Source organism: Spirosoma sp. KNUC1025 (assembly GCF_045160025.1).
Lineage (GTDB): Bacteria > Bacteroidota > Bacteroidia > Cytophagales > Spirosomataceae > Spirosoma.
The window spans coordinates 30,861-54,540 of the sequence record NZ_CP087139.1 but is presented as its reverse complement, the minus strand read 5'-3'; the positions used below and the strand labels follow the sequence as shown (position 1 = coordinate 54,540).

20 protein-coding genes are annotated in these 23,680 nt (G+C 48.1%); 13 read left to right on the top strand and 7 right to left on the bottom strand.

Going from position 1 to position 23,680, the window contains the following annotated elements; all coding sequences use genetic code 11:
- Positions 1 to 14: 14 nt before the first annotated feature.
- The 4 genes from LN737_RS00230 to LN737_RS00215 all read right to left on the bottom strand — a co-directional run bounded on the left by LN737_RS00230 (position 15) and on the right by LN737_RS00215 (position 5,451).
- Positions 15 to 3,299 (bottom strand): M4 family metallopeptidase, encoded by a 3,285-nt coding sequence (locus LN737_RS00230; RefSeq protein WP_405515155.1) that lies wholly within the window; start codon positions 3,297 to 3,299, stop codon positions 15 to 17.
- 83 nt (positions 3,300 to 3,382) lie between these two features.
- Positions 3,383 to 3,880, bottom strand: coding sequence for an FAD-binding oxidoreductase (locus LN737_RS00225; RefSeq protein ID WP_405515153.1), 498 nt, complete (start codon positions 3,878 to 3,880; stop codon positions 3,383 to 3,385).
- A 133-nt stretch (positions 3,881 to 4,013) separates the two neighbouring features.
- Positions 4,014 to 4,520, bottom strand: coding sequence for a histidine phosphatase family protein (locus tag LN737_RS00220; protein ID WP_405515152.1), 507 nt, complete (start codon positions 4,518 to 4,520; stop codon positions 4,014 to 4,016).
- 124 nt (positions 4,521 to 4,644) lie between these two features.
- Entirely contained in the window at positions 4,645 to 5,451 is an 807-nt protein-coding gene (locus LN737_RS00215; RefSeq protein WP_405515150.1) for a DUF1080 domain-containing protein, read from the bottom strand.
- A 119-nt stretch (positions 5,452 to 5,570) separates the two neighbouring features.
- On the opposite strand from LN737_RS00215, the gene LN737_RS00210 reads away from it, so the two are divergent.
- The 3 genes from LN737_RS00210 to LN737_RS00200 all read left to right on the top strand — a co-directional run bounded on the left by LN737_RS00210 (position 5,571) and on the right by LN737_RS00200 (position 10,803).
- Positions 5,571 to 7,457 (top strand): family 16 glycoside hydrolase, encoded by a 1,887-nt coding sequence (locus LN737_RS00210; RefSeq protein WP_405515149.1) that lies wholly within the window; start codon positions 5,571 to 5,573, stop codon positions 7,455 to 7,457.
- 144 nt (positions 7,458 to 7,601) lie between these two features.
- Positions 7,602 to 9,575 carry a c-type cytochrome gene (locus tag LN737_RS00205; RefSeq protein WP_405520254.1) on the top strand — a complete coding sequence of 658 codons (1,974 nt, stop codon included), beginning with the start codon at positions 7,602 to 7,604 and terminating at the stop codon, positions 9,573 to 9,575.
- 124 nt (positions 9,576 to 9,699) lie between these two features.
- The gene (locus tag LN737_RS00200; protein WP_405515147.1) at positions 9,700 to 10,803 is read left to right on the top strand and encodes a TlpA disulfide reductase family protein; all 1,104 of its coding nucleotides are present in this window, start codon (positions 9,700 to 9,702) and stop codon (positions 10,801 to 10,803) included.
- Between the two features lie 51 nt (positions 10,804 to 10,854).
- Here LN737_RS00200 and LN737_RS00195 read toward each other — a convergent pair whose 3' ends face one another.
- Positions 10,855 to 11,910 (bottom strand): TolB family protein, encoded by a 1,056-nt coding sequence (locus tag LN737_RS00195; RefSeq protein ID WP_405515145.1) that lies wholly within the window; start codon positions 11,908 to 11,910, stop codon positions 10,855 to 10,857.
- A 260-nt stretch (positions 11,911 to 12,170) separates the two neighbouring features.
- Between LN737_RS00195 and LN737_RS00190 the strand changes: the two genes are divergently transcribed.
- The 7 genes from LN737_RS00190 to LN737_RS00160 all read left to right on the top strand — a co-directional run bounded on the left by LN737_RS00190 (position 12,171) and on the right by LN737_RS00160 (position 18,356).
- Entirely contained in the window at positions 12,171 to 13,238 is a 1,068-nt protein-coding gene (locus tag LN737_RS00190) for a PLP-dependent cysteine synthase family protein (protein WP_405515144.1), read from the top strand.
- A 70-nt stretch (positions 13,239 to 13,308) separates the two neighbouring features.
- The gene (locus tag LN737_RS00185) at positions 13,309 to 13,818 is read left to right on the top strand and encodes a nuclear transport factor 2 family protein (RefSeq protein WP_405515142.1); all 510 of its coding nucleotides are present in this window, start codon (positions 13,309 to 13,311) and stop codon (positions 13,816 to 13,818) included.
- Between the two features lie 17 nt (positions 13,819 to 13,835).
- Positions 13,836 to 15,017 (top strand): cystathionine gamma-synthase family protein, encoded by a 1,182-nt coding sequence (locus tag LN737_RS00180; RefSeq protein WP_405515140.1) that lies wholly within the window; start codon positions 13,836 to 13,838, stop codon positions 15,015 to 15,017.
- 226 nt (positions 15,018 to 15,243) lie between these two features.
- Positions 15,244 to 15,693, top strand: a complete 450-nt coding sequence (locus LN737_RS00175) for a TonB family protein (RefSeq protein WP_405515139.1) — start codon at positions 15,244 to 15,246, stop codon at positions 15,691 to 15,693.
- 290 nt (positions 15,694 to 15,983) lie between these two features.
- Positions 15,984 to 17,177 carry an MFS transporter gene (locus LN737_RS00170; RefSeq protein WP_405515137.1) on the top strand — a complete coding sequence of 398 codons (1,194 nt, stop codon included), beginning with the start codon at positions 15,984 to 15,986 and terminating at the stop codon, positions 17,175 to 17,177.
- 120 nt (positions 17,178 to 17,297) lie between these two features.
- On the top strand, positions 17,298 to 17,747 hold the full coding sequence (locus LN737_RS00165) for a hypothetical protein (protein WP_405515135.1): 450 nt from the start codon (positions 17,298 to 17,300) through the stop codon (positions 17,745 to 17,747).
- Between the two features lie 201 nt (positions 17,748 to 17,948).
- Complete coding sequence (locus LN737_RS00160) at positions 17,949 to 18,356, top strand: hypothetical protein (RefSeq protein ID WP_405515134.1); 408 nt, start codon at positions 17,949 to 17,951, stop codon at positions 18,354 to 18,356.
- A 96-nt stretch (positions 18,357 to 18,452) separates the two neighbouring features.
- Here LN737_RS00160 and LN737_RS00155 read toward each other — a convergent pair whose 3' ends face one another.
- Complete coding sequence (locus LN737_RS00155) at positions 18,453 to 19,520, bottom strand: TlpA disulfide reductase family protein (protein WP_405515132.1); 1,068 nt, start codon at positions 19,518 to 19,520, stop codon at positions 18,453 to 18,455.
- A gap of 298 nt (positions 19,521 to 19,818) precedes the next feature.
- Between LN737_RS00155 and bla the strand changes: the two genes are divergently transcribed.
- The 3 genes from bla (at position 19,819) to LN737_RS00140 (ending at position 22,589) form a co-directional block, all read left to right on the top strand.
- Positions 19,819 to 20,856, top strand: a complete 1,038-nt coding sequence (gene bla, locus LN737_RS00150) for a class A beta-lactamase (RefSeq protein ID WP_405515130.1) — start codon at positions 19,819 to 19,821, stop codon at positions 20,854 to 20,856.
- A 207-nt stretch (positions 20,857 to 21,063) separates the two neighbouring features.
- On the top strand, positions 21,064 to 21,738 hold the full coding sequence (locus LN737_RS00145) for a chitosanase (protein ID WP_405515128.1): 675 nt from the start codon (positions 21,064 to 21,066) through the stop codon (positions 21,736 to 21,738).
- 32 nt (positions 21,739 to 21,770) lie between these two features.
- Positions 21,771 to 22,589 (top strand): peptidoglycan-binding protein, encoded by an 819-nt coding sequence (locus tag LN737_RS00140; protein ID WP_405515126.1) that lies wholly within the window; start codon positions 21,771 to 21,773, stop codon positions 22,587 to 22,589.
- 136 nt (positions 22,590 to 22,725) lie between these two features.
- Here the strand turns inward: LN737_RS00140 and LN737_RS00135 are convergent, their stop codons facing one another.
- Positions 22,726 to 22,971 (bottom strand): hypothetical protein, encoded by a 246-nt coding sequence (locus LN737_RS00135; protein ID WP_405515124.1) that lies wholly within the window; start codon positions 22,969 to 22,971, stop codon positions 22,726 to 22,728.
- Positions 22,972 to 23,680: the final 709 nt, after the last annotated feature.

The following is a 23,680-nucleotide window of genomic DNA, read 5'->3' as shown; positions in this document are numbered from 1 at the left end:
ACATCCGTTCATGATTAGTCCTTCAGCACCTTCTTCGTAGCCGTTCCGGTAGGGGTTTGTATGTGCAACAAATAAAGTCCTTTGGGTAAATGCCCAACTTCCAGTATCGCCATTTTCTGACGGCCTCGAAGGTTTGGCTGAAGAATCGTCTGGCCTGTAAGCGTTCGTAGTGATAAGCTCTCAAAGGTTTCTTTGCCCGATAAATCTACGGTTAGCGTCGTGTTGGCTGGATTGGGATAAATCGTCACAGCATCGGCCAGCGCAGGCTCGGTTTCTGTCACAACCAGCACCTGGAATGTCCGGTCGATGGGCGTTGCTGCGGCAAAAAGATCATTGCCATCCTGATACGCACGTATCGTAACGGTTCCGGGACCGCTGAATTTCAGTGTTGAACCAGTAAGGGTTGCCGGGCCGCTACGTACCAGAAAACTAACGGCCAGGTTAGACGAACAGGTGGCTTTGAGGCTGAGGTCGCCCTGATTAACGTAGCGGTCCGTAATAGCATCAAACGTAATGGTCTGCGCTGTTTTGGTAGGAATAACGCGCGTTGCCTGCGTGTACCAGACTGGCCATTTTGCTCCAGAATAAAGTACAGAGGCTGTTCCGGATGGCGACAGTTTATCGGCAGCCAGATTAATAGCTGCTATCGATTCAGTCGAACCCGATTCGGTAGTGAAAACCAGTTTGTTATCTAGTCGGGAATAGCTCGGGAATCCTAATGTATTATTCTCATAGACTAATTTTAAATCCGACGTACTCAGATCGGTGGCAACAACGTAATAGGTCCCGTCTTTGTCATTGACGTAATCGAAGGCAATTACACCGGGCGAATTTTTTGAGTAGGATGGGTTTCCGATACTTTCGCCTTCTTCCAGATTCGCGAACAGTTTCTCAATGTCTCCATTCGTGAAATTGCCGGTTTTATTGTCCCAGACGTTGATGAAGCCGACATCCCAGTAATCGACCGCATCGCCACTGTTATTCTGCAGCGCATTATAGGCGTCATAAACAATGTTTTCACCCGCGAAATCCCACTCGAATGAATCCGCATATTGAACATCGCCCGTCTGGACACCCTCTGTATACGTCGGATTATAGAGCTTAAATTCGGCCCACTGTTTTTTAGCGTAGCTGTACACATAGATGGAGCCGTCGCGGTCGGCGGTAAGAGCGGCAAGTTTAGTCCCATCTTTCGAAATCGCTACGTTGTCCCAGATCGTTTCATCCGAAATTACGCTTTCAGTAGGTGTGCCCGTCAGGTTAACGGCCCGAATCCGTTTGTCGGTAGTTACGTAATAGGCGAATTTTCCGTCGTCTGTTACGCTGGGGCGGTGCATCAGGCCGAGGGCGGATTTCTGGTCAAATTTGGCTGGATTTGCGCCAATTACCGTTGCGTATAATTTTGAGTCATCAGCGTCGGCCAGTAGAAGCAGGTCCTGGCCGGAGGCTACGGGCAGATCAGGCTGTTTGCCGGGAGTGGTCGGTGTTCCCTCCACAACCCCCACCGCATCGAACGCATTTTTGGCGGCTGTCACTTCGGCTCCGCTTGCGCCAAATAGATCACCAGCGGCTTTGATAACGGCTAACCGCAGGTCCAGAAACTGAGACGTACGTACCAGATAGGTCGTAAGCGCGCGATAGTAAACTTTCTCGGCTTTCTCCTTACCGACGGCCGTAGCGAATTTGTAGAACGCAAAATTCGGAATTCCGCTATTGATGTGTACACCTCCATTATCGTCGGCGGTTGTCTCATATTGGGTCATCGTAGCCGGCTGATAGCCATTCGGATCTTTGGCTTTGCCCCCCTGATTCGGATTCGACAGGTCGCGCAGTGCGCCCGATGGCAGCAGGTTTGGGGTGGCAACCTGCTCGCCAATTGTCCAGTTGCTACGGTCAATCATGGCCCCGAATACGTCGGCCATTGATTCATTAATGGCACCCGACTGATTTTTGTATTGCAGATTGGCGGTATTCTGAATCACTCCGTGTGTCATTTCGTGGCCGGCTACATCCAGTCCACCCGCCAGCGGTTTAAGCAGCCGACCATTGCCATAGGCCATAATTTTGCCGTTCCAGTAGGCATTATCAAGTCCTTTGCCATCGTCATCGGTGATGTTAATCAAAGAAATCATGGTGGCTCCATTACCACTTAATGCATTGCGGTTAAACGTATTCAGATAATAATCATAGGCTACTCCCGCATTGTAGTGAGCCGACACCGCCGTTGGGCTCCAGTCTGCATTGGTGCTGGATGTAAGTTGGTAAAGTTTTGGGTCTTCGCTGTTCGAATTTCGTGCATCGACTGTCCAGATGGCCCCGACTGGGCTGCTGGGCATTTTTGACTCCGATGCTTTGAACATGGGGCGCGATGCGTCGATCATATAGTATGTGCCCCCTTGCTGATACGTCTGGAAAGAGCGCGTTACGCCGTTCAGGTCGCGTGCTGATGCCTGAACGGATGGGGCTACAACCGTACAGGTATGGTTGTATTTATCCAGCACATCGCCCGTCTGCGCATCAATCACATACTCCCAGCGTTCGAGCAGATTAGGCCGTACCGTGAGTTGATAGGCCAGTTTCGCCTTGCCATCGGCTAGTGGAAACACGCACAACGCCCCCTCCGACGATTTCATGTTCAGTACGTTGTCGCCAAACGAACGTACTATGGATGTTTTACGAACATCCTGAAGAGCGCGGTCCGATGCGTCAGACAGGGCCAGTTTTGGGATTGTGGCCAGGTTAGCAGGCACGGGCTGGTAACGACCATTAAGCACCGTGACATCACCATCCGTCAAGTGCGCTACCAGTTCTGAACCCAATACAGGAATACCCTGGTGCAGTTGCGTTAAACGGACGTGCATCTGCCCAAGCTCATCGGTTTCGGTTCGAGCTACCGTAAAATGGGCTTCCGGGTTTTCCAGTTTAAGCAAACCACGTACCTGCGTCATAAACTGATACGTAGCGGACATAGCGGCTGCCGCTGACATTCGGGCTCGGTTGTTTTTGGATGCGGTTGTACCAGCCACGGAGTTGTTTTTTCGCTCAATAAACACCGGCAAGCCCGTAACGGAATCACGTATAACTCGTAGCCGGAGAGGTTGCAAAGCCGATCTGAGAATGCCGGGAGCTATCCGTAGTTGCTGACCTTTCGCCACCGGGATAACCTTTGCGTTTAACCGTTCGGCCAGGCCAGGTGTCGGGGATGTTGTTTTAAGTTTGCGGCCAAAACCAGCACCTGGCTGTTGCGCCAGCGCCTGGGCAGCCGTCAGCAGTGCCAGGAATAGGAGAAGTGGTTTCATGAAGGTTCGGGTTTTGCTGTTAAACTGATTTCGATCGATTATGTCCTTACGATCAGGGACTACGCCAACGTTTTTCGCTTATTTCAATTGTGACTTAGGCGGAATGATGGCCATAAACGAGTCATAAAACTTTGGATACGTAGCGGGCACTTTTTTGCCCAGTGCCCCCAGCTTACTTTATAGCTTAGTTTCCCCTTGCGCCACTGAACGAACTTGTAGCGGTTACCAGGATGGTCGAATTTGGTCTTTTTGATTTTACAGGTAATTTCCGCCGAGTTGAACAGACGCTTTGTACGAGCCGTTGACTGCTGACCAATAAAGGTAAACGTTGTGTCGCGGCTGTGTCGGCCAAAGAGTCGACCATTATCGAAGAGATAATACATAGACCAGGCCCCCGTAAACCCGCCACCGCTGCCAACGGCAATCTGCCTGCCTTTGTACGTATTGGGGGTAATGCGCTCAACCAGTCTGGGAATCGGTTTTGGTATAGCATCGGTTGCTGCCAGTGTATTCTGCCAGTGCAGCAACGACAGTAGTAAGCCTAGCGTCAAGCCGGGAACGGCAAATGGATAGGTTTTCATGGCTGAAAGTGGGTAAGCGAAACGTCTGGAATGAACGTAACAAAAGTATTTTGATCAATTCCTTTCGTCAATACTGCATTTGTATGATTTAAGGAAGCAGACTATTTGGACGGTTTCGAACGGGGGCAGTCACCTAGGGAGGAGTTAGCTGCCCATACGTAGTTTGAGCAAAAGAAACGGATTTCCCGAACAGGCCGCGATGAATACGGACACGAAACAGATTATCAAAATCCCCGGACTCAATTCTGGTCATTACTGGTTGTCCGCCAAGCCCTTTGGCGATGTCCAGAATTGTGTTGCTATGGCCAACAATCAGCACCGTTTTGTTTCGGATCTGGCTAACACGGTTCACAATAGCATCATTGGGTTTGGCTGGATAGTCTGTCAATCGCACGTTTATACGCTGCGCCAGTGGCTCGGCTGTCTGGCGGGTGCGTCGATAAGGCGTCGTAAAAATGGAGTCGATGCCTTTGGTCGCCAGCGTATCAGCCAGAACAAGCGCCCGCTGCATTCCGGCGGCATTTAGATTGGTGGTGTCGGACTCGTTTACTTTCTCGCCATGACGAACAATGTAAACGGTGGTTGTCGAACAGCCCGTCAACAACATAGCTGTGAGGATAGTGAGTAGAAAAAAGCGCATAGTGAATGGGAGTACGTGTGCTAACTAGCTGACAATAAACAAAGTGACGGCTGTATCTGCAATGATACAAAAAAGCCCCCGGCAAATACCGGGGGCAATTATTAACTGATTGTATGACCTGCAATTATAGAGGCCGAACCCATATGTTGCGGAAGCCAACCGGATTGCCATGATCCTGCAACAGAATCGGGCCTGCGCCGTGAGGCTGTACTTTCGGATAGCCGATGTATTCGGTTGTTCCACGGATGGCAGCGTGATTCTGCACCAGTACGCCATTGAGCAGAACCGTTACGTAGGCATAATCGGTCATCATACCCGCTTTGTTGAAACGTGGCGCCTGATAAATAACGTCATAAGTCTGCCATTCTCCGGGAGGACGGCTTGGGTTAGCCAACGGAATCGCCTGTTTGTAAATAGAACCTACCATGCCATCTACGTACGTCGGGTTGTTGTAGTTGTCCAGCACCTGTAGCTCGTAACGACCTTGCAAAAACACCCCGCTATTACCGCGTCCCTGGCTATTTCCTTCAACTTTTTCGGGCGTTTTAAACTCTAAGTGCAGCTGAAAATCATTGAATTCCTGCTTTGAGCGCGCTGAAAAGCCTTTCGTCGAATACATCACACCATCGGTTACCGGCCATTTGAGCGGTCCTTCGTTGGTTTTCTCCCAGCTGGCAGGCGAATATCCTTTGATAGCCACCCATTCGTTGGTGTTTTTACCATCAAACAGCACAATGGCATCGGACGGGGGCGTGATGCCACTGGTGTTAGCCGTCACTTTACCGGGCGTAACGACTGGAGGAACCGGCTCCCAAATCTCCGTCGATTCGGGTGTTTGTTTGGAAGGTTGGGTCTGCGCTATAGCCTGGTTGGTAAAGGAAAGACTGGCCATACCGATGCAGACGGCAAGCGATACTTGTACTTTTTTCATGGAGAATGATTCGGATTAATGAACGCACGGGTAAAACGTTCAAAGATAGGATAAATGTCGATTTACGTCCTTTTTCGAAGAAAAATTGGTAAATTTCGGCTCAAAAATTTCCTCATTACATGGTTAATTTCTTCTTTAAAAGTCGCTCTTACGGGCTGCTGGGCATTGGGTGCAGTTTTGCTGCACAACTGGTGCTGGCTCAGCCTGTTCCGACGCCGGGTGTGCCGGTTCCTCTTACTGATCTAAGTGCCTTTGCATCGCCCACGTCAAACTGGCGAATTGCGGGCAACGTCCGCGCTGATCTGAATAAAGACAACACACTTATCACCGAAAAGGGTACGGGTACGCTGGTAAATATCCCTTTGGAAAAAGCACCAGCCGACCCGAAAAATCCGTACAAATACGATCTTTTCACGACGCTACAGCACGGTGATGTTGATCTGGAACTGGATTACATGATGGCTGCCAATTCCAACTCCGGCGTGTATCTGCAGGGACGCTACGAGGTACAGCTGCGCGATAGCTGGACAATCCGCACCCCGAACGTGCATGATAACGGTGCCGTTTATGAACGTTGGGACGAAAAACGTACTGACGGCCAGAAAGGGTACGAAGGTCATCCGGCCCGTCAGAATGCCAGCCGGGCACCCGGCTTGTGGCAACATATCAAGATTTCGTTTCAGGCGCCCCGTTTCAACACTAATGGTCAGAAAACCGAAAATGGCCGTGTCATTCGGGTCGAATTGAACGGTGTCGTTATTCAGGAAGATGTCGAATTGACAGGTCCAACCCGTGGCTCAGCTTTCGCGGATGAAAAACCCGTTGGGCCGCTTCGGATTCAGGGCGATCATGGTGCGGTGGCCATTCGCAACATTCGTTACGTTGCCTACGACAAACCCCGCCCTGAACTGCTCAACCTGAAGTATGCCGTGTACAAAGGCAAATTTCAGAAAGAGCCTGAGTACGATAAAACTGCGCCTGAGTCGGAAGGAGCCATAACGGTGCTGTCCGCTTCGGTGAGCCGCATTCCAAACGAGTTTCTGATTCGCTATACAGGAACACTTCGGGTTTCCGAGCCCGGCGAATACCGGTTCAACCTGGGTGTACCGGGCGGGGGCGGCATGATGAAAATTAACAACCAGATGGTGATTTCACCCGCTGAATGGAATGCAAAAGGGCAGGCTACACTGCCCAAGGGTGATTTGCCTTTTGAGTTGCTCTATTCAAAATTCGTCGACTGGGCACAACCCGCTCTGGGACTAACTATGGCCGGGCCGGGAATTCGTGAATACGCCGTTAGTGATATGGCTGGCGGGTCGGGCGAAGAAGTAGACCCAATCATTGTCGATGCCTCGACGAATACGATGCTACGTAGCTTTATGGATATGCCCGGCGAGAAAAATACGCAGGGCCGTACGCTACGTGTTACGCATGCCGTATCGGTTGGAAGCCCTGAGCATGTGCACTATACATATGATCTGGACAAAGGCGCGCTGGTGCAGGTTTGGCGGGGGGATTTTCTGGATACGACGCCGATGTGGCACGACCGGGGTGATGGTTCCTCGCGGCCTATGGGTATGGTACAACGACTCGGTGCCCCTACGCTGTTTCTGACCAAGCTTGCTTCGCCACAGGCTAACTGGATGACTGATACGACCGGCTCTGGCTACCGTCCGAAGGGCTACGTACTGGATGATAACGACCGGCCTACGTTCCGTTATCAGAGCTATGGGGCTTCAGTAGATGACAAAATCCGCGTATTAAACGAAGGAAAAGGAATTCAGCGCGAAGTAACTGTCGCCAATCCAGCAGGTGATCTCTACGCTCGTCTAATCAGCGGCACGAGCATCAGTGCTCTGGAAAACGGTATGTACCTCGTTGACGGTCAGGAATACGTACGGATAGACGACGTATCGGGGGCTAAACCCGCCATTCGGGAAAGCAATGGGCGACAGGAACTGATTGTTCCAGTGAAAGGAAAAATAACGTACTCAATTCTGTTTTAATGACTAATGTGAACTGTGTACTGAAAAATGGCGCTTTGCCATACTTCTTATGCAGTATCCATTAATCAGTATCCGTTAGAAATAATCATGAACCTCATACATAAAACCCTTTTTCGTTCGGTTGCAGTCGCTCTGCTTTCAGCGATGACACCGGTTGCTCTGCAAGCGCAGGAATCACCGAAAGAAGAAGATTTCTTTAAAATCCTTAAGGTAACAGCGCCCGAAGGTACCTTACTCGAAGTGGGTGGGCTGACCGTACTGCCCGATGGTAATCTGGGCGTAGCTACACGCCGGGGCGACATCTGGATTGTGGAAAACCCAACCAGCCGCAAGCCTTTTTTCCGGAAGTATGCCTCCGGTTTGCACGAAATTCTGGGTTTAACGTATAAAGACGGTGCCCTTTTCTGCGCTCAGCGGGGTGAACTCACCAAACTTACCGATGCCAACCATGACGGAAAAGCCGATACGTTCGAGACTGTGTTTGCCTGGCCATTGTCGGGGCATTATCACGAATACAGCTTTGGTCCGAAAATCGCACCCGACGGGCAGTTTTTCGTTACGGGCAACGTAGCGTTTGGCGATGAAGAGTGGTGGCGGGGTGAAAGCCGGGTTCCCTGGAGAGGCTGGACTATGAAAATCAACGAAAACGGCACCATGCAGCCCTGGGCTACGGGTATGCGGTCGCCTTGTGGACTGGGTATTTTTGATGGTGAACTTTTCTACGCCGACAACCAGGGCGACTGGATGGGTTCGGGTGGCGTTGTACACGTCAAAAAAGGTGCTTTTGTTGGTCACCCAGCGGGTTTGCGCTGGACGGGCATGGCGAATTCACCGGTTAAACTAACGACCGAACAGTTTGATGCCAAGGTTGACGAGCGTCGGCGTAGAGACGAAAACGGGCGGGCTATCAAACCCGAAAACGTCGTTAATGAAACGCCGAACCTGCTCTACAAAATGAAAGATGAGTTTCCGGGTGTCGACATTCAAACTCCCGCTGTTTGGCTGCCACACGGTATTCTTGGTATTTCGAACTCCGAAATTCTGGAAATTCCACAAGGTGCATTCGGACCGTTTTCCGGGCAATTGCTGGTGGGCGATCAGGGGATGAGCAAAATTTCGCGGGTATTCATGGAAAAAGTAAATGGCGAATACCAGGGCGGTGCTATTGAATTCCGAAACGGATTTCGGTCTGGTGTATTACGTATGGCCTTTGCCAAAGATGGGTCACTTTTTGTCGGTGAAACGAACCGGGGTTGGGGCTCGGCCGGGGAAGCTAACGAAGGGCTGCAACGCCTGGTTTGGAACGGCGCTATGCCTTTCGAGATGCGTACCGTAAAGGCCATGCCCGACGGCTTTGAAGTAGAGTTTACGAAACCTGTTGACCGTAAATCAGCGGAAGATCTGGCATCTTATCGGGTTGAAAGTTTCCTCTACAAATACCACGCTGTGTATGGTAGCCCGACAATCTTTAAAGAAGCACTGCCGATCAAAGGCGTAAAGGTTTCGGCCGACGGGTTGAAGGCTCGTCTGATTGTGGATAACCTTCGTAAATATTACATCCATCAGCTTACACTCGATGGTGTTCGGGCCACAGAAGGGTCTTATTCGCTGGTGCATCCCATTGCCTACTACACGCTCAACAATATACCCGATGGGGAGAAGCTGGCAATGAGCGGTGTAAGCACGAAAAACTCGGCTGCTGCTCCGGCTACCGCTCCGGCCGCTGCCACTGCTCCAGCATCCGCTAAGAAAGGAGCTGCCAAGGCTGTAACAGGCGGCAAGCCCAAGCTGGTAGAAGGCCAGGCCGTAACGATGGCAAAAGCTCCGACCTATGAGGAAGTAAAAGGATTACTGACTCGCCATACCTGCGCGGCCTGCCATCAGGCAAACAAACGGCAGGTTGGTCCGGCTTTTGCCGACGTAGCGAAACGGCGGTATACCAACGATCAGATTGTTGAGCTGATCTATAATCCCAAACCGCAGCATTGGCCTGACTATTCAACCGAAATGCCGCCTATGCCGCAGGTGCCTAAAAATGATGCGCTGAAAATTGCCGCCTGGATCAACTCACTGGCGCCCGTAAGTGGAAGCAGCTCAACGGGTGAGCCGAAACCATAAACGCTTCTGTTTTTAATACGTAAATTCGGGATTGTCTGGCCTAGTTTTCAGGGAGTTAGATAATCCTGAATTTGTTTTTTTGCCTATGTTTATACATTATTGAACCCGCAAACGAATCAACCTTATGAAAAACTATTTTGCGATTGTACTGCTCCTGATCCCTACGGTGCTATGGGCACAGGGAGGCTCGTATACCATTGACGGAAAACTGGCTGGCATCAAATCGCCAACAAAGGCGTATGTACGTTACCGAATCGGTAGTGATATACACGCAGATTCAGCCCAGATTCAGAATGGAGCGTTCTCCATTAAAGGAACTATCGAAGAGCCTAAGCAGGTCGCCCTGTTCGTCGATAAATCGTATGCGCTCATCTATCTGGAGCCCGGCACCATTACAGTCAATAGTGCCGATGTACTGGAAAACGCAACGATTGGTGGAACGCCCCTAAATGTTGATTATCAGAAGCTAAAGACGATGCTCAAATCGAGTACCGATAAAATGGCGCAACTGATGAAAGATTACCAGTCGGCCACGGACGTACAGAAAAAATCGAAAGCGTTTGAAGAAAGCATAGACAAACGTAACGAAGCAATTCAGGCCGAGCAAAAGAAAATCAAAGCCCAATTTATCCAGGAAAATCCCAATACGGTGGTGAGCCTGGATGTGTTGCAGCAGTACGATTATACACCAGACTATGCCGAAGTAAGCCCCCTGTTTGATGGCCTGTCGGGTGCCGTAAAAAACAGTAAATCCGGAAAGGAGTACGCCAAAATGCTGGCTGGTATTAAAGCTACTTCGATCGGGTCAATTTCCCCTGAATTTACCCAGACCGATACGGCTGGCAGAGCCGTAGCGCTGAGCAGCTTCCGGGGAAAATACGTATTAATTGATTTCTGGGCAAGCTGGTGCGGCCCATGCCGGGTTGAAAATCCAAACGTAGTGAAGAACTTTCAACAGTATAAAGACAAAAACTTTACGGTGCTGGGTGTTTCGCTCGACCGGCCCAACGCGAAGGAAGCCTGGATGAAAGCCATTCATAAAGATGGCCTCGACTGGACACACGTATCGGATTTGAAATTCTGGGATAATGAAGTGGCAAAACAGTATGCCGTCCGGTCTATTCCTCAAAATTTCCTGTTGAGTCCCGATGGAAAAATTGTTGCCAAAGATATTCGCGGTGAAGCACTGGGCAAGAAACTGGAAGAACTTTTAACCGCTAAACCTTAACGATTTTGCCTCGTATCCCCAATAGTTTTATCTTCTGTCAAAAGCAGTTGTTTATTTGGGTATACCGACTCTATATAAATCAAAGCCGCCTTTTCCGCCTGGCCGATTCGAGGAAAAGATCATTAACTGATTGCTGAATTGCTGGAGATTACACAAAATGGGTCTGTACTCATCATAGGACGTATTGATGTCTGCCCCGAAATTAACTGGAGCCGACCATCGGCTGCCATCCCATTTGCTATAATACAGATCGTAGCCACCAAACCCACCAGCTCGGTTTGAAGTAAAAACCAACGTATTGTCACTAATAAACGGGCATTTGTCGTCGGCAGAGGACGATAATTCCGACACGCGTTCGATTGCTACGTTGGTTAATTTCGGCAATTGCCTGTGTAACTCATTGGGGTTGATGGTTGGCAAGGGAGCTTTGTAAATAGCAAAAGATCCATCCCGGTTTGAGGTAAAATAGATTGAGCTGTTCGTCTGGTCGAACGTCGGATACGCATCATCGGCTGTGGAGTTCAGGAAAGGAATCGAGACGGGCGCTGTGAAGTTTTTATTACTGAGCGGACTTGATGACCCATTAACCGATTTGACCGAATCCTGATAGTTATGCGTCAGATAGATATCCAAATTCCCCGTTCGGTCCGACGCAAACAGCATCATATACTCGCCATGGTGGTTGTAGTTAGAGTACACATCGGCACTGAGTAAGTCATGTTCGTACGAACGTATGTACGGCCCCAGTTCGTTGGCTGGCGTGTTCACGACATACGTAGCCCATGTCAGCGTTGACTGCTCTGCTACTACATCCAGGCCCCCATACGGATGATTGTCGAACGAGAATTTTCCTCCTTTCAGATCAAATAACGTATTGAGGGATTCATGAATAAAATCAAAATCGGTTCGGCCACCCCTTTTTGAAGAAAATACCAACGCCATTACGCCACCAACGACGTGACTGGTCGAATTGTAGTCATCATAAGCCGAATTGACTTCGCCAAGGTTAACAACGGTTGTAGGAAAGCTACCTTCAGAGTACGTAGGCTCAAACAGATTGCAGCCCGCAACGACGAACAGGCAGATAAAGGCAAACAGGCGTTTCATACGGTAAGGGATCGTTTCAAGGGTAGACACAAACGGTTGCTGAATCGTTGGAAGGTTAACATTAAAATCTGACTGCGTCTCAGAATTCCTTACCGAAGGAGCCAAACTGTTCTCTGTCAAGCACTCAGAAAGATCGCTTCTGTCGAATAAAATCTTTACAACTAAGTCAGAAACGAAAAACGGTCTTTATTTTTACCCTATCATGACAACTAAAGGAGTGTACATGTGAGTGGTGTACCTGCCTTTCTTAACAGCCTATAATGATAGTACCCACCGAGACCGGCATTACACCGGCTATTCAGGAAAAATTTGAACACCTCTGGCATCTGGTCGGCAATACGCCGATGCTGGAGCTATTTTATACCTACAAGGGCCAGCCCCGGTCGCTTTACGTAAAATGTGAGCACTACAACCTCACCGGTAGTATGAAAGACCGGATGGCGCTCCACGTACTGCATCAGGCGTATCGACAGGGGCACATTCAGCCCGGCGACCGGATTGTTGAAGCGACCAGCGGGAGTTCGGGTATTGCTTTTTCGGCAGTCGGGCGGGCACTAGGCCACCCCGTAACCATCATTATGCCTGCGGGTATCAGCCAGGAACGTATCGACATCATCCGCAGCTTGGGGGCCGACATTATTTTGTTTACAAAAGAAGAGGGTGGTTTTATGGGGGCTATTCGACGGTCGGAAGAAATGGCCGCTGCCGATCCGCATGTATTTTTGCCCCGCCAGTTTGCCAATCAGTACAATGCTGAAGCGCACCGGCTGACAACCGGCAAGGAAATATGGCTGCAACTCCAGAGTGTCGACATTACGCCCGACGCATTCGTGGCTGGCGTTGGAACCGGAGGAACGGTCATGGGCGTGGGACGCTATCTCAAATCCCGGAAACCCGACATTCGGATTCACCCACTTGAGCCAGCCGAATCGCCGACGTTATCGGTGGGGTATAAAACGGGTTCGCACCGGATTCAGGGCTTTTTCGATGAATTTATCCCCGATATTCTGAAGCTAAACGAGCTGGATCACGTCGTACAGGCCAGCGATGGCGACTCGATTCTGGTAGCGCAGAAGCTGGCGTTGCAGCTGGGCATTGCCATTGGTATTTCGTCGGGGGCTAATCTTATTGGCGCGATTAATTTACAGACCGAAATGGCCCCCGATGCGCGTGTAGTGACCATTCTGTGCGACAGCAACAAAAAATACCTGAGCACCGATCTCGTTCGTGAAGAACCTGTGAAACCGGGCTACGTAGCCCCCGATGTTGAATTTACGGATTATCGCCCCATCAGTCGGTTATTAATGGGGCGGCCAGGTGTTTTCTGAGTACGTATCTGATTGAATCAGTACACAGAACGTAGTAGCTGAAATGTCAACGTTTATCCCTTACTCCTTTATGAAAAGAATCTGTGCAAGTCTGCTATTAATTGGTGGTACGTTAACGGCCTACAGCCAATCGATGATCGCTAATCGATCAGCCCAGGCGATAACAAGCCAGTACGTAGCTGTAGCCGTGCAGCCGGTCAATCGCGAATCAGGCGAAACCGTTGACATAACTCCCGAAAGTTTAATTCAGAAACAGGTGGACGCCTACAATGCCCGCGACATTGATGCGTTTCTGGCAACATACGCAGATGATATTGAACTCTATGATCTACCAGACAAACTACTCGCGAAGGGTAAGGAAGCGATGCGGAAGCAATACGGTACGTTGTTTAGCCAGGCGAAATCGCTACACTGTGAAATCGCTAACCGGATAGTGATCAACAACACGGTGATTGATCACGAGAAAGTCACAATCAATCCCAATCAGCCAACTATCCAAGCTGTTGCTATTTACAAAGTAGAAAACGGGGCCATCAAAAAGTGTATTTTACCCGCTAAAACAGAGCCGATTGCCTACTAATTATACACCTGATCTACATGGATTTTTCGAAGCAGAAGAAAGGAACGACCGCCATTTGGGCTGGTGAAACAGAGCGGTTTTTTCAGGGAGCCACAACTCCACCTATCATCAACAGTGTTACGTATGCCTATGACGACCTCGACGAGTGGTACGACGTAGCGACCGGCAAAGCCAGCGGATACATTTATAGCCGAAATACCAACCCAACGGTCCACGTGTTTGAAGAGAAAGTACGTATACTGGAAGGAGCCGAAGCCGCTACGTCCTTTGCCACGGGTATGGGTGCCATTAGCAATACGTTGTTTGCACTGCTTGGGCCGGGTAAGCGGGTTGTTTCGCTCAAAGATACCTACGGCGGAGCCAGCCGGTTATTCCTTGATTTCCTGCCCGGTTATAACGTCAACGTTACGTTATGTGATACCACCGATCACGAACAATTGGAGGCTGAAATTGCCAAAGGCTGTGATCTGGTCTATCTGGAAACGCCCACCAATCCAACCCTTAAAATCGTTGACATCAAGCGACTGGCAACGGCTGCGAAAAGCGTCGGGGCAGTGGTTGTTGTCGACAATACGTTCGCTACGCCCATCAATCAGAATCCGCTGAGCTTAGGAGCCGATCTGGTGCTGCACAGTGCTACTAAATACCTGTGCGGTCATTCCGACGCGATGGGAGGGGTGCTGGCCGGGACGCAGGAACTGGTCGAAAAAGTGTTCCGTTTTCGAGAAATCAACGGCGCCAGCCTACAGGCCGACCCGGCGTATATGATTGCTCGTGGCATGAAAACCCTCGAACTACGTATCGAACGCCAGAATACATCGGCGCTGAAAATTGCCCAGTTCCTGAAAGCGCACCCAAAAGTCAATGATGTATTTTATCCAGGGCTGTCTACCCACCTGGGTCATGACATTGCCAGATCGCAGATGTCGGGTTTTGGTGGAATGATGAGTTTTTCCCTGAACGGTAGTTATGATGACGTAAAGAAATTTTTGCCCAGGCTCCGATTCGTACACCTGGCCGCCAGCCTGGGTTCGGTAAGTACGTTGGCCGGACCGCCCCGTACGACCAGCCATGTCGAACTGACGGAAGAACAGCGGGCTCAGTTGGGTATACCCGAAAGCCTGATTCGCTATTCCGTGGGTATCGAAAACGTTGAAGACCTCATAGCTGATCTGGATAGTGCGCTAGCGTCTATATAACGAAGCGTCGACATCTGTTTGTTTTTATAATGTTTTTCGGCCCTGTCAAAGCATCGTTTTGACGGTTAAGGTGTTTAGTGGCAATGAATTCGTTCTAAAACAGCTTGCATAAAACTAAGGAGTTGGTGAATAAATACTTACTTGGTAAATACTGTAATAGTTATGGATTCTGTTGGAAATAGGCATCTTTAGTAGATAGACTTTTTTACGTCAAAATCTAATAGCTATGAAAACCTTATTCGCTTATCTAGGGATGCTTTTACTAATTCCTTTCGTATCACAGTCACAAGCTATTGATCATTCGTTGGGTAATGATTGGGCTTTTCGTCAGGCAATAGCCCAGGCGATACGTTATCCGGCAGCGGCACAGCGAGCAGAAAAAGTAGCAAAAGTGTATGTCGAATTTAACGTTGATCACCAGGGTAAGGTGATCGATGTTCAGGTATTGAACCAAGCCAACGTAGATGTTTCCTTTCAAGAAGAAGTCAATCGTTTGATGAAGCAACTTCCTGCTCAGAAACAAACCTATACGGGTACGTATGTGCTTCCAATTATATTTGAATTAGAAGGTACGGGCAGGGTAGTTAAGCCCCGCGAAGAAGATGCTTCGTTTATACAATCCTTACGAAAGGAGTCGTTGCTGGAAGGCGCCTATGTAATTGCCTATGTGAAATAGTCAAGTATTGTAGGCCTAAAATAAAGTGGAGGTCTATTTTCATTGGCCATCCATTTCTGAAAATAATCTCGTCAATTAATTTACGTGGCTTTACCAGCCGGCCAGTGCTGTCACACGACAGCACTGGCACTCAATAAATATTGGAGAAACGGAGAATAGGTACTCATAAAGAGGAAGTATTCATTGTATCGGGGGTAAACGTACTGCCGCTGGATAATAGATTCTGGAACAATGTAGCCGTATTTTTGCACGCTATATTTTTAAAAGAACGACCTGCTAGTGCTATGACTGTGAACCAGATAACACCAACCGGAGATGTATTAAAGGCACGCCTGGCAACTCAGTTGGTATTCTTTGTCTGCGGCCTGGGTATGTCCAGTTGGGCGCCCATGGTTCCTTTTGCCAAAGATCGGTTAGGCTTGAACGACGCTAATCTGGGATTGTTACTGCTGCTGTTGGGAGCTGGGGCCATGCTAATGATGCCGACTTCAGGTTGGCTGGTGAGCCGTTTCGGAAGCCGCCTTGTCATGGTTTATGCTGCCCTGGTAATTGCACTTGCTCTGCCACTGTTGCTGCTCTTTCCCACTACCGTTGCTATGGCCCTAACAATCTTTGTATTCGGGTCAGCCATTGGTGCAGTTGACGTAGCCATGAACGCCCATGGCGTGCAGGTGCAGAATCTGTATGGAAAACCTATCATGTCTTCCTTGCATGGCCTCTTTAGTGTAGGTGGTCTGTTCGGTTCCCTGGGTCTGGGCTTTCTGATTAAACTGGGCCTCGATCCTGTCTATGCGATTGTCAGTATTGCCTTGTTGATGATCGGCATTACGTTAACCCAATACAAGCACTTATTTCCTGCCGAAGTTGAACGACAGGTTATGGCTCGATTCTCGACAACCAATGAGGAGCCAACGGAAGGTAAGCAACCTTTCGGCTGGCTACATGGCCGTGTACTTTTCCTGGGGCTAATGTGCTTTGCTGTTTTTTTGGCGGAAGGATCAATTCTCGATTGGAGTGCCATCTTTTTGCGGGATGTCAAAGGAATTGACGTAGCGCTTGCGGGCGTAGGCTACGCGGCTTTTTCTGTCGCTATGGCGACGATGCGCTTGGTGGGGGATAAACTAGTGGCGCGCCTGAACGGCAAAACGGTTGTTGTGGCTGGCAGTTTAGTGGGGGCCGCCGGTTTGTTGATTGCGATTCTGAGCCCCTGGGTTTGGGGCGGATTAGTCGGCTTTGTGCTACTGGGTTTAGGTGTAGCCAATATCGTACCGATATTTTTCAGCGCGGCTGGTCGATTGCCCGGTATTTCGCCAACAATGAGTATACCGGCTATCACAACAATCGGCTACACGGGTCTACTGGCTGGGCCGGCTTTGTTGGGTTTTATTGCCTATCGTTTTTCCCTGTCTGTAGCTCTGGGTTTCATCGCTCTTCTGTTATTACTAGTCGCGCTGGCTTATCAAATAAAAGGGAAAACGAACTGATTCAGTCTGAAAGAAATCTCCTGACACAGGGCATGTAGTTGAAAAAAGTAAATACAGCCCAAATCCAACGTCACTATCTTTTTTAGGGTCCTGTTCGAGAATAAGCTAATTCATTGAGCTATGAAAAATATCGCTTTACCCTTGCTGCTGCTAATAACTTTCGGGAATATAAGCTGTCACAAAACAGCCCAGATTGATCCCACCCTTTATCCCTTAAAAGAATATACACTGGATTTGCAGCAGGCAAAGGCGTGGTTGCCTGGCAAGTGGAAATTGACGAAGGAATCGTCCATACTTCTTAACACCACGCTACCAAATGTAGAACTGGTGATCGATGAGAACCAGATCCGTGTTGTCCAAGACGGTATCCAAATTGACAAGGTTGACTATGCGCTAGTTAAGATAGACTATCAGGCAAGCTCCTATCTACAGATTAACACCAATGCCCAGCCTAGAGAAGACAACTGGTACGTCCGCAATCCCGTTTTATACATAAATAAGGACCGGATGTATTTCGATTTAGGCAGGGCTCAGGATTTACCGGCTTATGAATTTAATAAAACGAATTAGCCCGGCTTAATTGGACGTAGCCTCAAAAAAATTAGGCTGATTAATAACGCCCACAATTGTATTTTAACCGGACTATAAGCTTACATTACGTCATATTACTGCGAAAATTATTTCCCCGCTAATAGTACTCGGTGTATCTTGCGCTCAACCAAATAACTTACGCTTATAAGCCGATTTGCTACGAAGCTGTTACTAATAACGGTGGCTGGACTAACTATAGGCTGTAGTTCAGCTCACCGTACTTTCAAAAATTATTATGATGCTTTAGTCAGTAAAAAGCCTGCCCAGGCCGCAACGTATTTATCTGATCCCTGTAAAAATAAACTCGTTAAACTTAAGCCGGACCTGGCCGTCGATCAAGTCGTTCAGGAGACCTTAATGCCTAATTTTAAATCCTATGAAATTGGGAAACATTATCGAATTGGTGACACGCTTCTTTTCGATGTGAAGATCGCTGCGAAAGATGGGACAGTCTATAATTTTCATCAAGATGTCGATTCTGTAGCACTAGTTGGTGGTAAAATGCCGCCACAGGATTTCAGGTATCGTTTATATAAGGAAGGCGGTCAATGGAAGATAGATACTCCCTATTGCCGTAATTTTCGCTAAAGTTGCAGAAGACTGAGCGATCAAGTGAGACAAACTACGTGGGACGCAGACAAGCGTGATCGATCCGTCAGAACATGATTGATTCCCAGATAACACTCATTTAGTCAGTAGTTGATCAAGCTGGCTTTCCACTTGTCCATACTTAAGTTTTGCAACCAGAATCCCCTTAGGGTTAGCTAAAAGAAAAGTAGGATATTCTCTAATATTGTAAAGCTCATTAAGCCCTTCTTTGTCACTGGTAAATTCAGCAGCTTGGGTCCAGTTCATACCATATTTGGTGATCGTTTTCAGCCACTTCGCTCGATCCGTAGGGCGCTCAAACGCAATACCGACAATAGCTAAACGGCTTCCATATTTGGTATGGATTGCCTTTAATTCAGGAATACCCTGTATGCAGGGAACACACCAGGTGCCCCAAAAGTCTAGCAATACGTATTTACCCGTAAATGAGGCAAGGGATATTGTTTTACCCGTGGCATCGAGTAAATGGAAAGCGGGTAATGTTTTGCCAATACGGGGCCGATTTCTAACATTAGCTATTCTGGTGACGGTCTTTTGGGCCCAATAACTGGCTTTAGCAGATGGACTTAGCCTGGCTAGAAGCTGTTCTAGCTGATCGAAAATAGTCGTATCATAGACCGCTTGCCAGTAGAGTAAATAAGCTGCCGTTAACGTAGCGGGATGCTGGCTGATAAATTGACGAGTTTCCCGGTACTCCTGAAGAACGATGGGGTCGGCCTCTGTACTGGATTTCCCTAGTTTTTTAAGGGTATAAGGTCTCTCGATAGTCTTTCGATACAATTCTAACCAATCGTTTTCGGGTGTACCCGTACATTTTATGTTGGGGACCGCCCCCATCGTACCGGTGATTGAAATATTCGGGGATTCGAGCCAGAATGGAAATTCGGTTGATGGGCTGAGTATGAGCGTGGCAATAGCGCCGTCAGTCATGGGCAGTGAGTGCGTAAATTGACTTTGCTTTACGCCAATAGTGTCATAGGTGAATATTCCCTGCCATACATAGCGAATAACCACTGTGCTGCTGGTTAATCCAGTAATGCGTGCTTTGAGCTGGTAAGTTAACTGACTATATGACGGCGGGGATAGAACGAATTGCCAAATGGAAACAACAAAAAAGGCCTTCAGGGTAAATAGTATTTTCATATACTTTTGTGTTTATCCCATAAGATGAGATTACTGGTCAATTTTCATAAAAGGATAGCGCTTTTTCTAGTATATAATTGCTGTGACATTTGCCCACCGAGGCATCAGGCCACTAATACAGTCGCAAACGTAGTGGGGCAATCAATGAGCAGGAAGACCGGATTACATTTTTAGCTGGATAGAGTTAGAAAGCCGGGAATAATAGACTTCATTGATTAGCGGGTTCCGATTTCTGCAACAGCCAGGTTAACTATAAAAACAGATTAATAACTTCCATATCTAGTACTTTAAACGAACTATGAGCTTACGCTACGTCACAACACTGCTTATTGGATTGCTTTTTATAACTAACCCAATTATTCTTCGGGCACAGACCGGTTCAGCTGTTAAGAATGCTTCTGACGTAGCGACGCAACGGGTACAACAGGAATTGGAACGTATTGCAAAGCTGGCTAAAGGCAGGGTAGGCGTATGTGCGCTCCACCTCGAAAGCGGCAAACAGTTAAGCCTGAATCCACAAGAGCGGTTTCCGATGGCCAGTACCATTAAAGTGGCTATTGCTGCGCAGCTTTTCAACAGGATCGAAAAAGGAGAACTGTCGCTCATGACCATGACCGATCTGAAACCTTCAGACCTACACCCCGGCAGCGGTACACTGGATGTGTTATTTGCGAAGCCCGGCGTTCAGTTATCGGTTCAGAATCTGCTCGAACTGATGATGGTGATTAGTGATAACTCGGCAACAGATATTTTGATCCGGCACGCAGGAGGAACCCAGGCCGTTCAGAACCGGCTGAACGAGTTAGGTGTTCAGGGAATGTCGGTCGACCGGACAATTATTCAATTACTGGCCGATATGGACGGGATTACGTTGCCTCCCACAGACCAGTGGACGCTGGGTTTTTATGCCAATCTGGAGAAAAGTATTACGCCGGAGTCGCGCAAAGCCGCTGATCTGAAATTTAAAAATGACCTGCGCGATACGTCGACCCCGGAAGCGATGGTGAACCTGCTGACTCAGATTTATCGTGGCAAAGCCATTCAGCCGACTAGTCGGGATACGTTGCTGGCCGTTATGCAGCGCTGCCGGGGCGGCTTAAACCGTCTAAAAGGGTATCTGCCTCCCGAAACAATTATTGCCCACAAAACAGGTTCGCTGGATAACAACGCCACTGACGATGTAGGCATCATTACGTTGCCCGGCGACGCGGGCCACATTGCCATTGCTGTTTTTATAGGGGCATCCCCGCAGCCACTTGCCGAACGGGAAGCAACCATTGCTCATCTGGCCCGCACGATTTACGATTATTTTTTATTTCAGGCCCCCGTTCACTAGGCTAATACTCAGGTTGTTGGGTGTGAAAAGCAATTCCGTACCGTCTTTCGACCATTCGCTCAAAAGAGCGCGGGTTTCCGAAAAACTGTATATAACATTTGTCTAAAATTTTACCGATGCTTAGTTCGTAGTATCCGCCAGTCTATGGCTATACGATACGTATGGGCTGTGCTTCCGTAAGCCATCCTCACCCAAACCCTGCACATCATGATCACCGCTGCCGTAAAAAACAAGGTCGAACAAATAGTCAATGTATTTGAAACCAGTAGCCTTCAGGGGAAATACGATGCGCTGGTCGTATTGAAAGATGGCAAAAATGACTCCCGGCAAATCACCTACGGGCGTAGTCAGACCACCGAGCAGGGCAACCTGAAGACCCTGATTGAGATGTATATTACCCGAAACGGGGTTTTTGCCAGCGATTTTAAACCGTATCGGACCAAAATCGGTAAAGTGCCGCTGGCCGACGATAGTGAATTTAAAGACCTGCTACGAAAAGCGGCCCGGCAGGATGCGATTATGCGAGCAGTACAGGATGAGTTTTTCGACGTACTGTATTACACACCGGCACTGGCTTTTTTTACAACACTCGACTTTACTTTGCCCCTCAGTTTACTGGTCATATACGACAGCTTTATCCATTCGGGCTGTGTGCCGCCTGCCCTGAGGGAGCGCTTTCCGGAAATGCCACCGTCGAGCGGGGGCGACGAAAAAGCGTGGATAAAAGCTTATGTGAAAACACGCCATGAGTGGTTACGTACCAATAAAAAGGTTATTCTGCACAAAACGATTTACCGAACGCAATGCTTCCTCGATCAGATTAACGCCAACAACTGGATGCTGACCCAACCCGTGAATGCAAACGGGATAATGGTTCCGTAACACCTTGTACTTAATCCTATAACCCTATCTTTATGTTAAAAACTTTTTTTGAAAAAGAACTGGTTATCAGCGGCACACAGAAAAAAGACGGCGCTGCGAATACAAAGAAAGATGTCCGGAAAATCCAGTCCTGGCTCACCCTTTTTTCAATTATAAATCCAGCTGCGGCCACGGCGACCGGTATTGATGGCGATTTTGGCAAAGCAACCGAAAAGGCGGTTAAAAATTTTCAGGAAGTAAAAGGTCTGACGCAAACCGGTATTGTAGATGAGGAAACGTTTAGCCTGTTGACCGCCCCGATGCGTAATGCATTTACAAAACAGTCGACAGGTCCCGATTTGCGACAGCTAATTGTCAATACGGCCAAAAATCATCTGCCCAGCCATCCGTTTGAGCTGGTAATCAATCAGCAACCGAATTCTGGCCCTTGGGTACGTGCCTACATGGACGGAAACGAAGGAGCAGACTGGCTTTGGTGTATGGGGTTTGTGCAATCCATCATCGATCAGGCGGCTTCGGCGCAGGGGAAAGATTTCAGGAAACTCATGCCGCAAAGCTACAGTTGCGATACGGTAGGGACAACCGGGCTGGAAAAAGGTATTCTGTTCAGGCATACGCAAATCCGCAACAACCCATCCCTGGTAAAGCCAGGCGATATTTTTCTGCTACAAAGATCCCCCAACGACTGGACTCATACCGGAATTATTACGGCTGTAGAGGATGACCTGTTCGAAACGGTCGAAGGAAATACAAACGACGGGGGTTCGTCGAACGGAAACGCGGTGCTAAAACGGATGCGAAATTTTAGAAAATCGAAGCTGGACGTGTTTTCTATTCAGACCCTGGTATAATGATAGGAGGACGATACGTTGGTTTTGGTTTCGATGGCTTGACGGTTAGCTAAGTGAAGATACCTGGCTAACCGTCAAAAGAGCGTTCAATTAATTAGACTGTATAGTTGATATTACATTGCCTGATTCACCGGCCTTAATTCAGGCATAATTGTTTGCTGATGACTGACCAGTCGTTCAGTTTCTTTAGAGTAACTGTTTTGAACCAGCTTACCTTAATGGCTTGCGGAGGCTTTCGGTTGGGGTGATTCGGGTAGCTGACAAATGCATACGTTGAGTCAGGCGTAAAGCCGTGAATACAAATGCGTTGAGGTGAATCAAGAAAGGTCGGATAAGAATAGATGTAAGTTCCAGGCAGTGGTAGATTTAGTTGGATTTTCATAATTCATTTTGTTTGACGTACAGCGTTAGGTTATAGGTGATACGTATATACGGTGAAAATCCACGTTAGAGCTTTTTATTTACTGTACGGTAGTGTATTAAAAACCGATAACTGATCACTTCCCAACTCTTCACATCCAACCTATTTACCCGATTTTCAGCATCGGGATAAAGGCACTTGCCACAAAATAAAGTGGCTGTTTTCATCTGCTTCCAAACGATTTTTCTCTAACAAGCTGATACTCTGTCTCCAGACCCAGCGGGTGATCTTTTGTCGGCTCTATGACCAGACTATCCTGGCGTTTTATACCAATTAGGCTATTCGTTCGAAAAACTAACACAAGGAAACGTAAGGAATAGAGAAGAATAGTCTGGAAGGAATTTACAAATCTGGAAAAACGGTATATAAATAGTCTATTTTATTAAACCGACGTATTTATATTATCTTATTTTAATACGTTATAAGTAACCAGTAGTTGACTAAATTTATCGAGAAAATTATTTAATGGTGCTTGGAGAGGTCAGATTTTGCCCTATCTTCGACAAAAAAACCTGCCTGGTAATTTATAATTATGGCAATAATTAATATAAATTTTTCTAAAAAATCGGTTTATTAGTTTTCACTCTTTCTCCAACGGTCACTCTGACCAACCCGTCAATCAGCAGAATAGGGGTACGTAAATAATCGAAAAATACTATTCAGGTACATA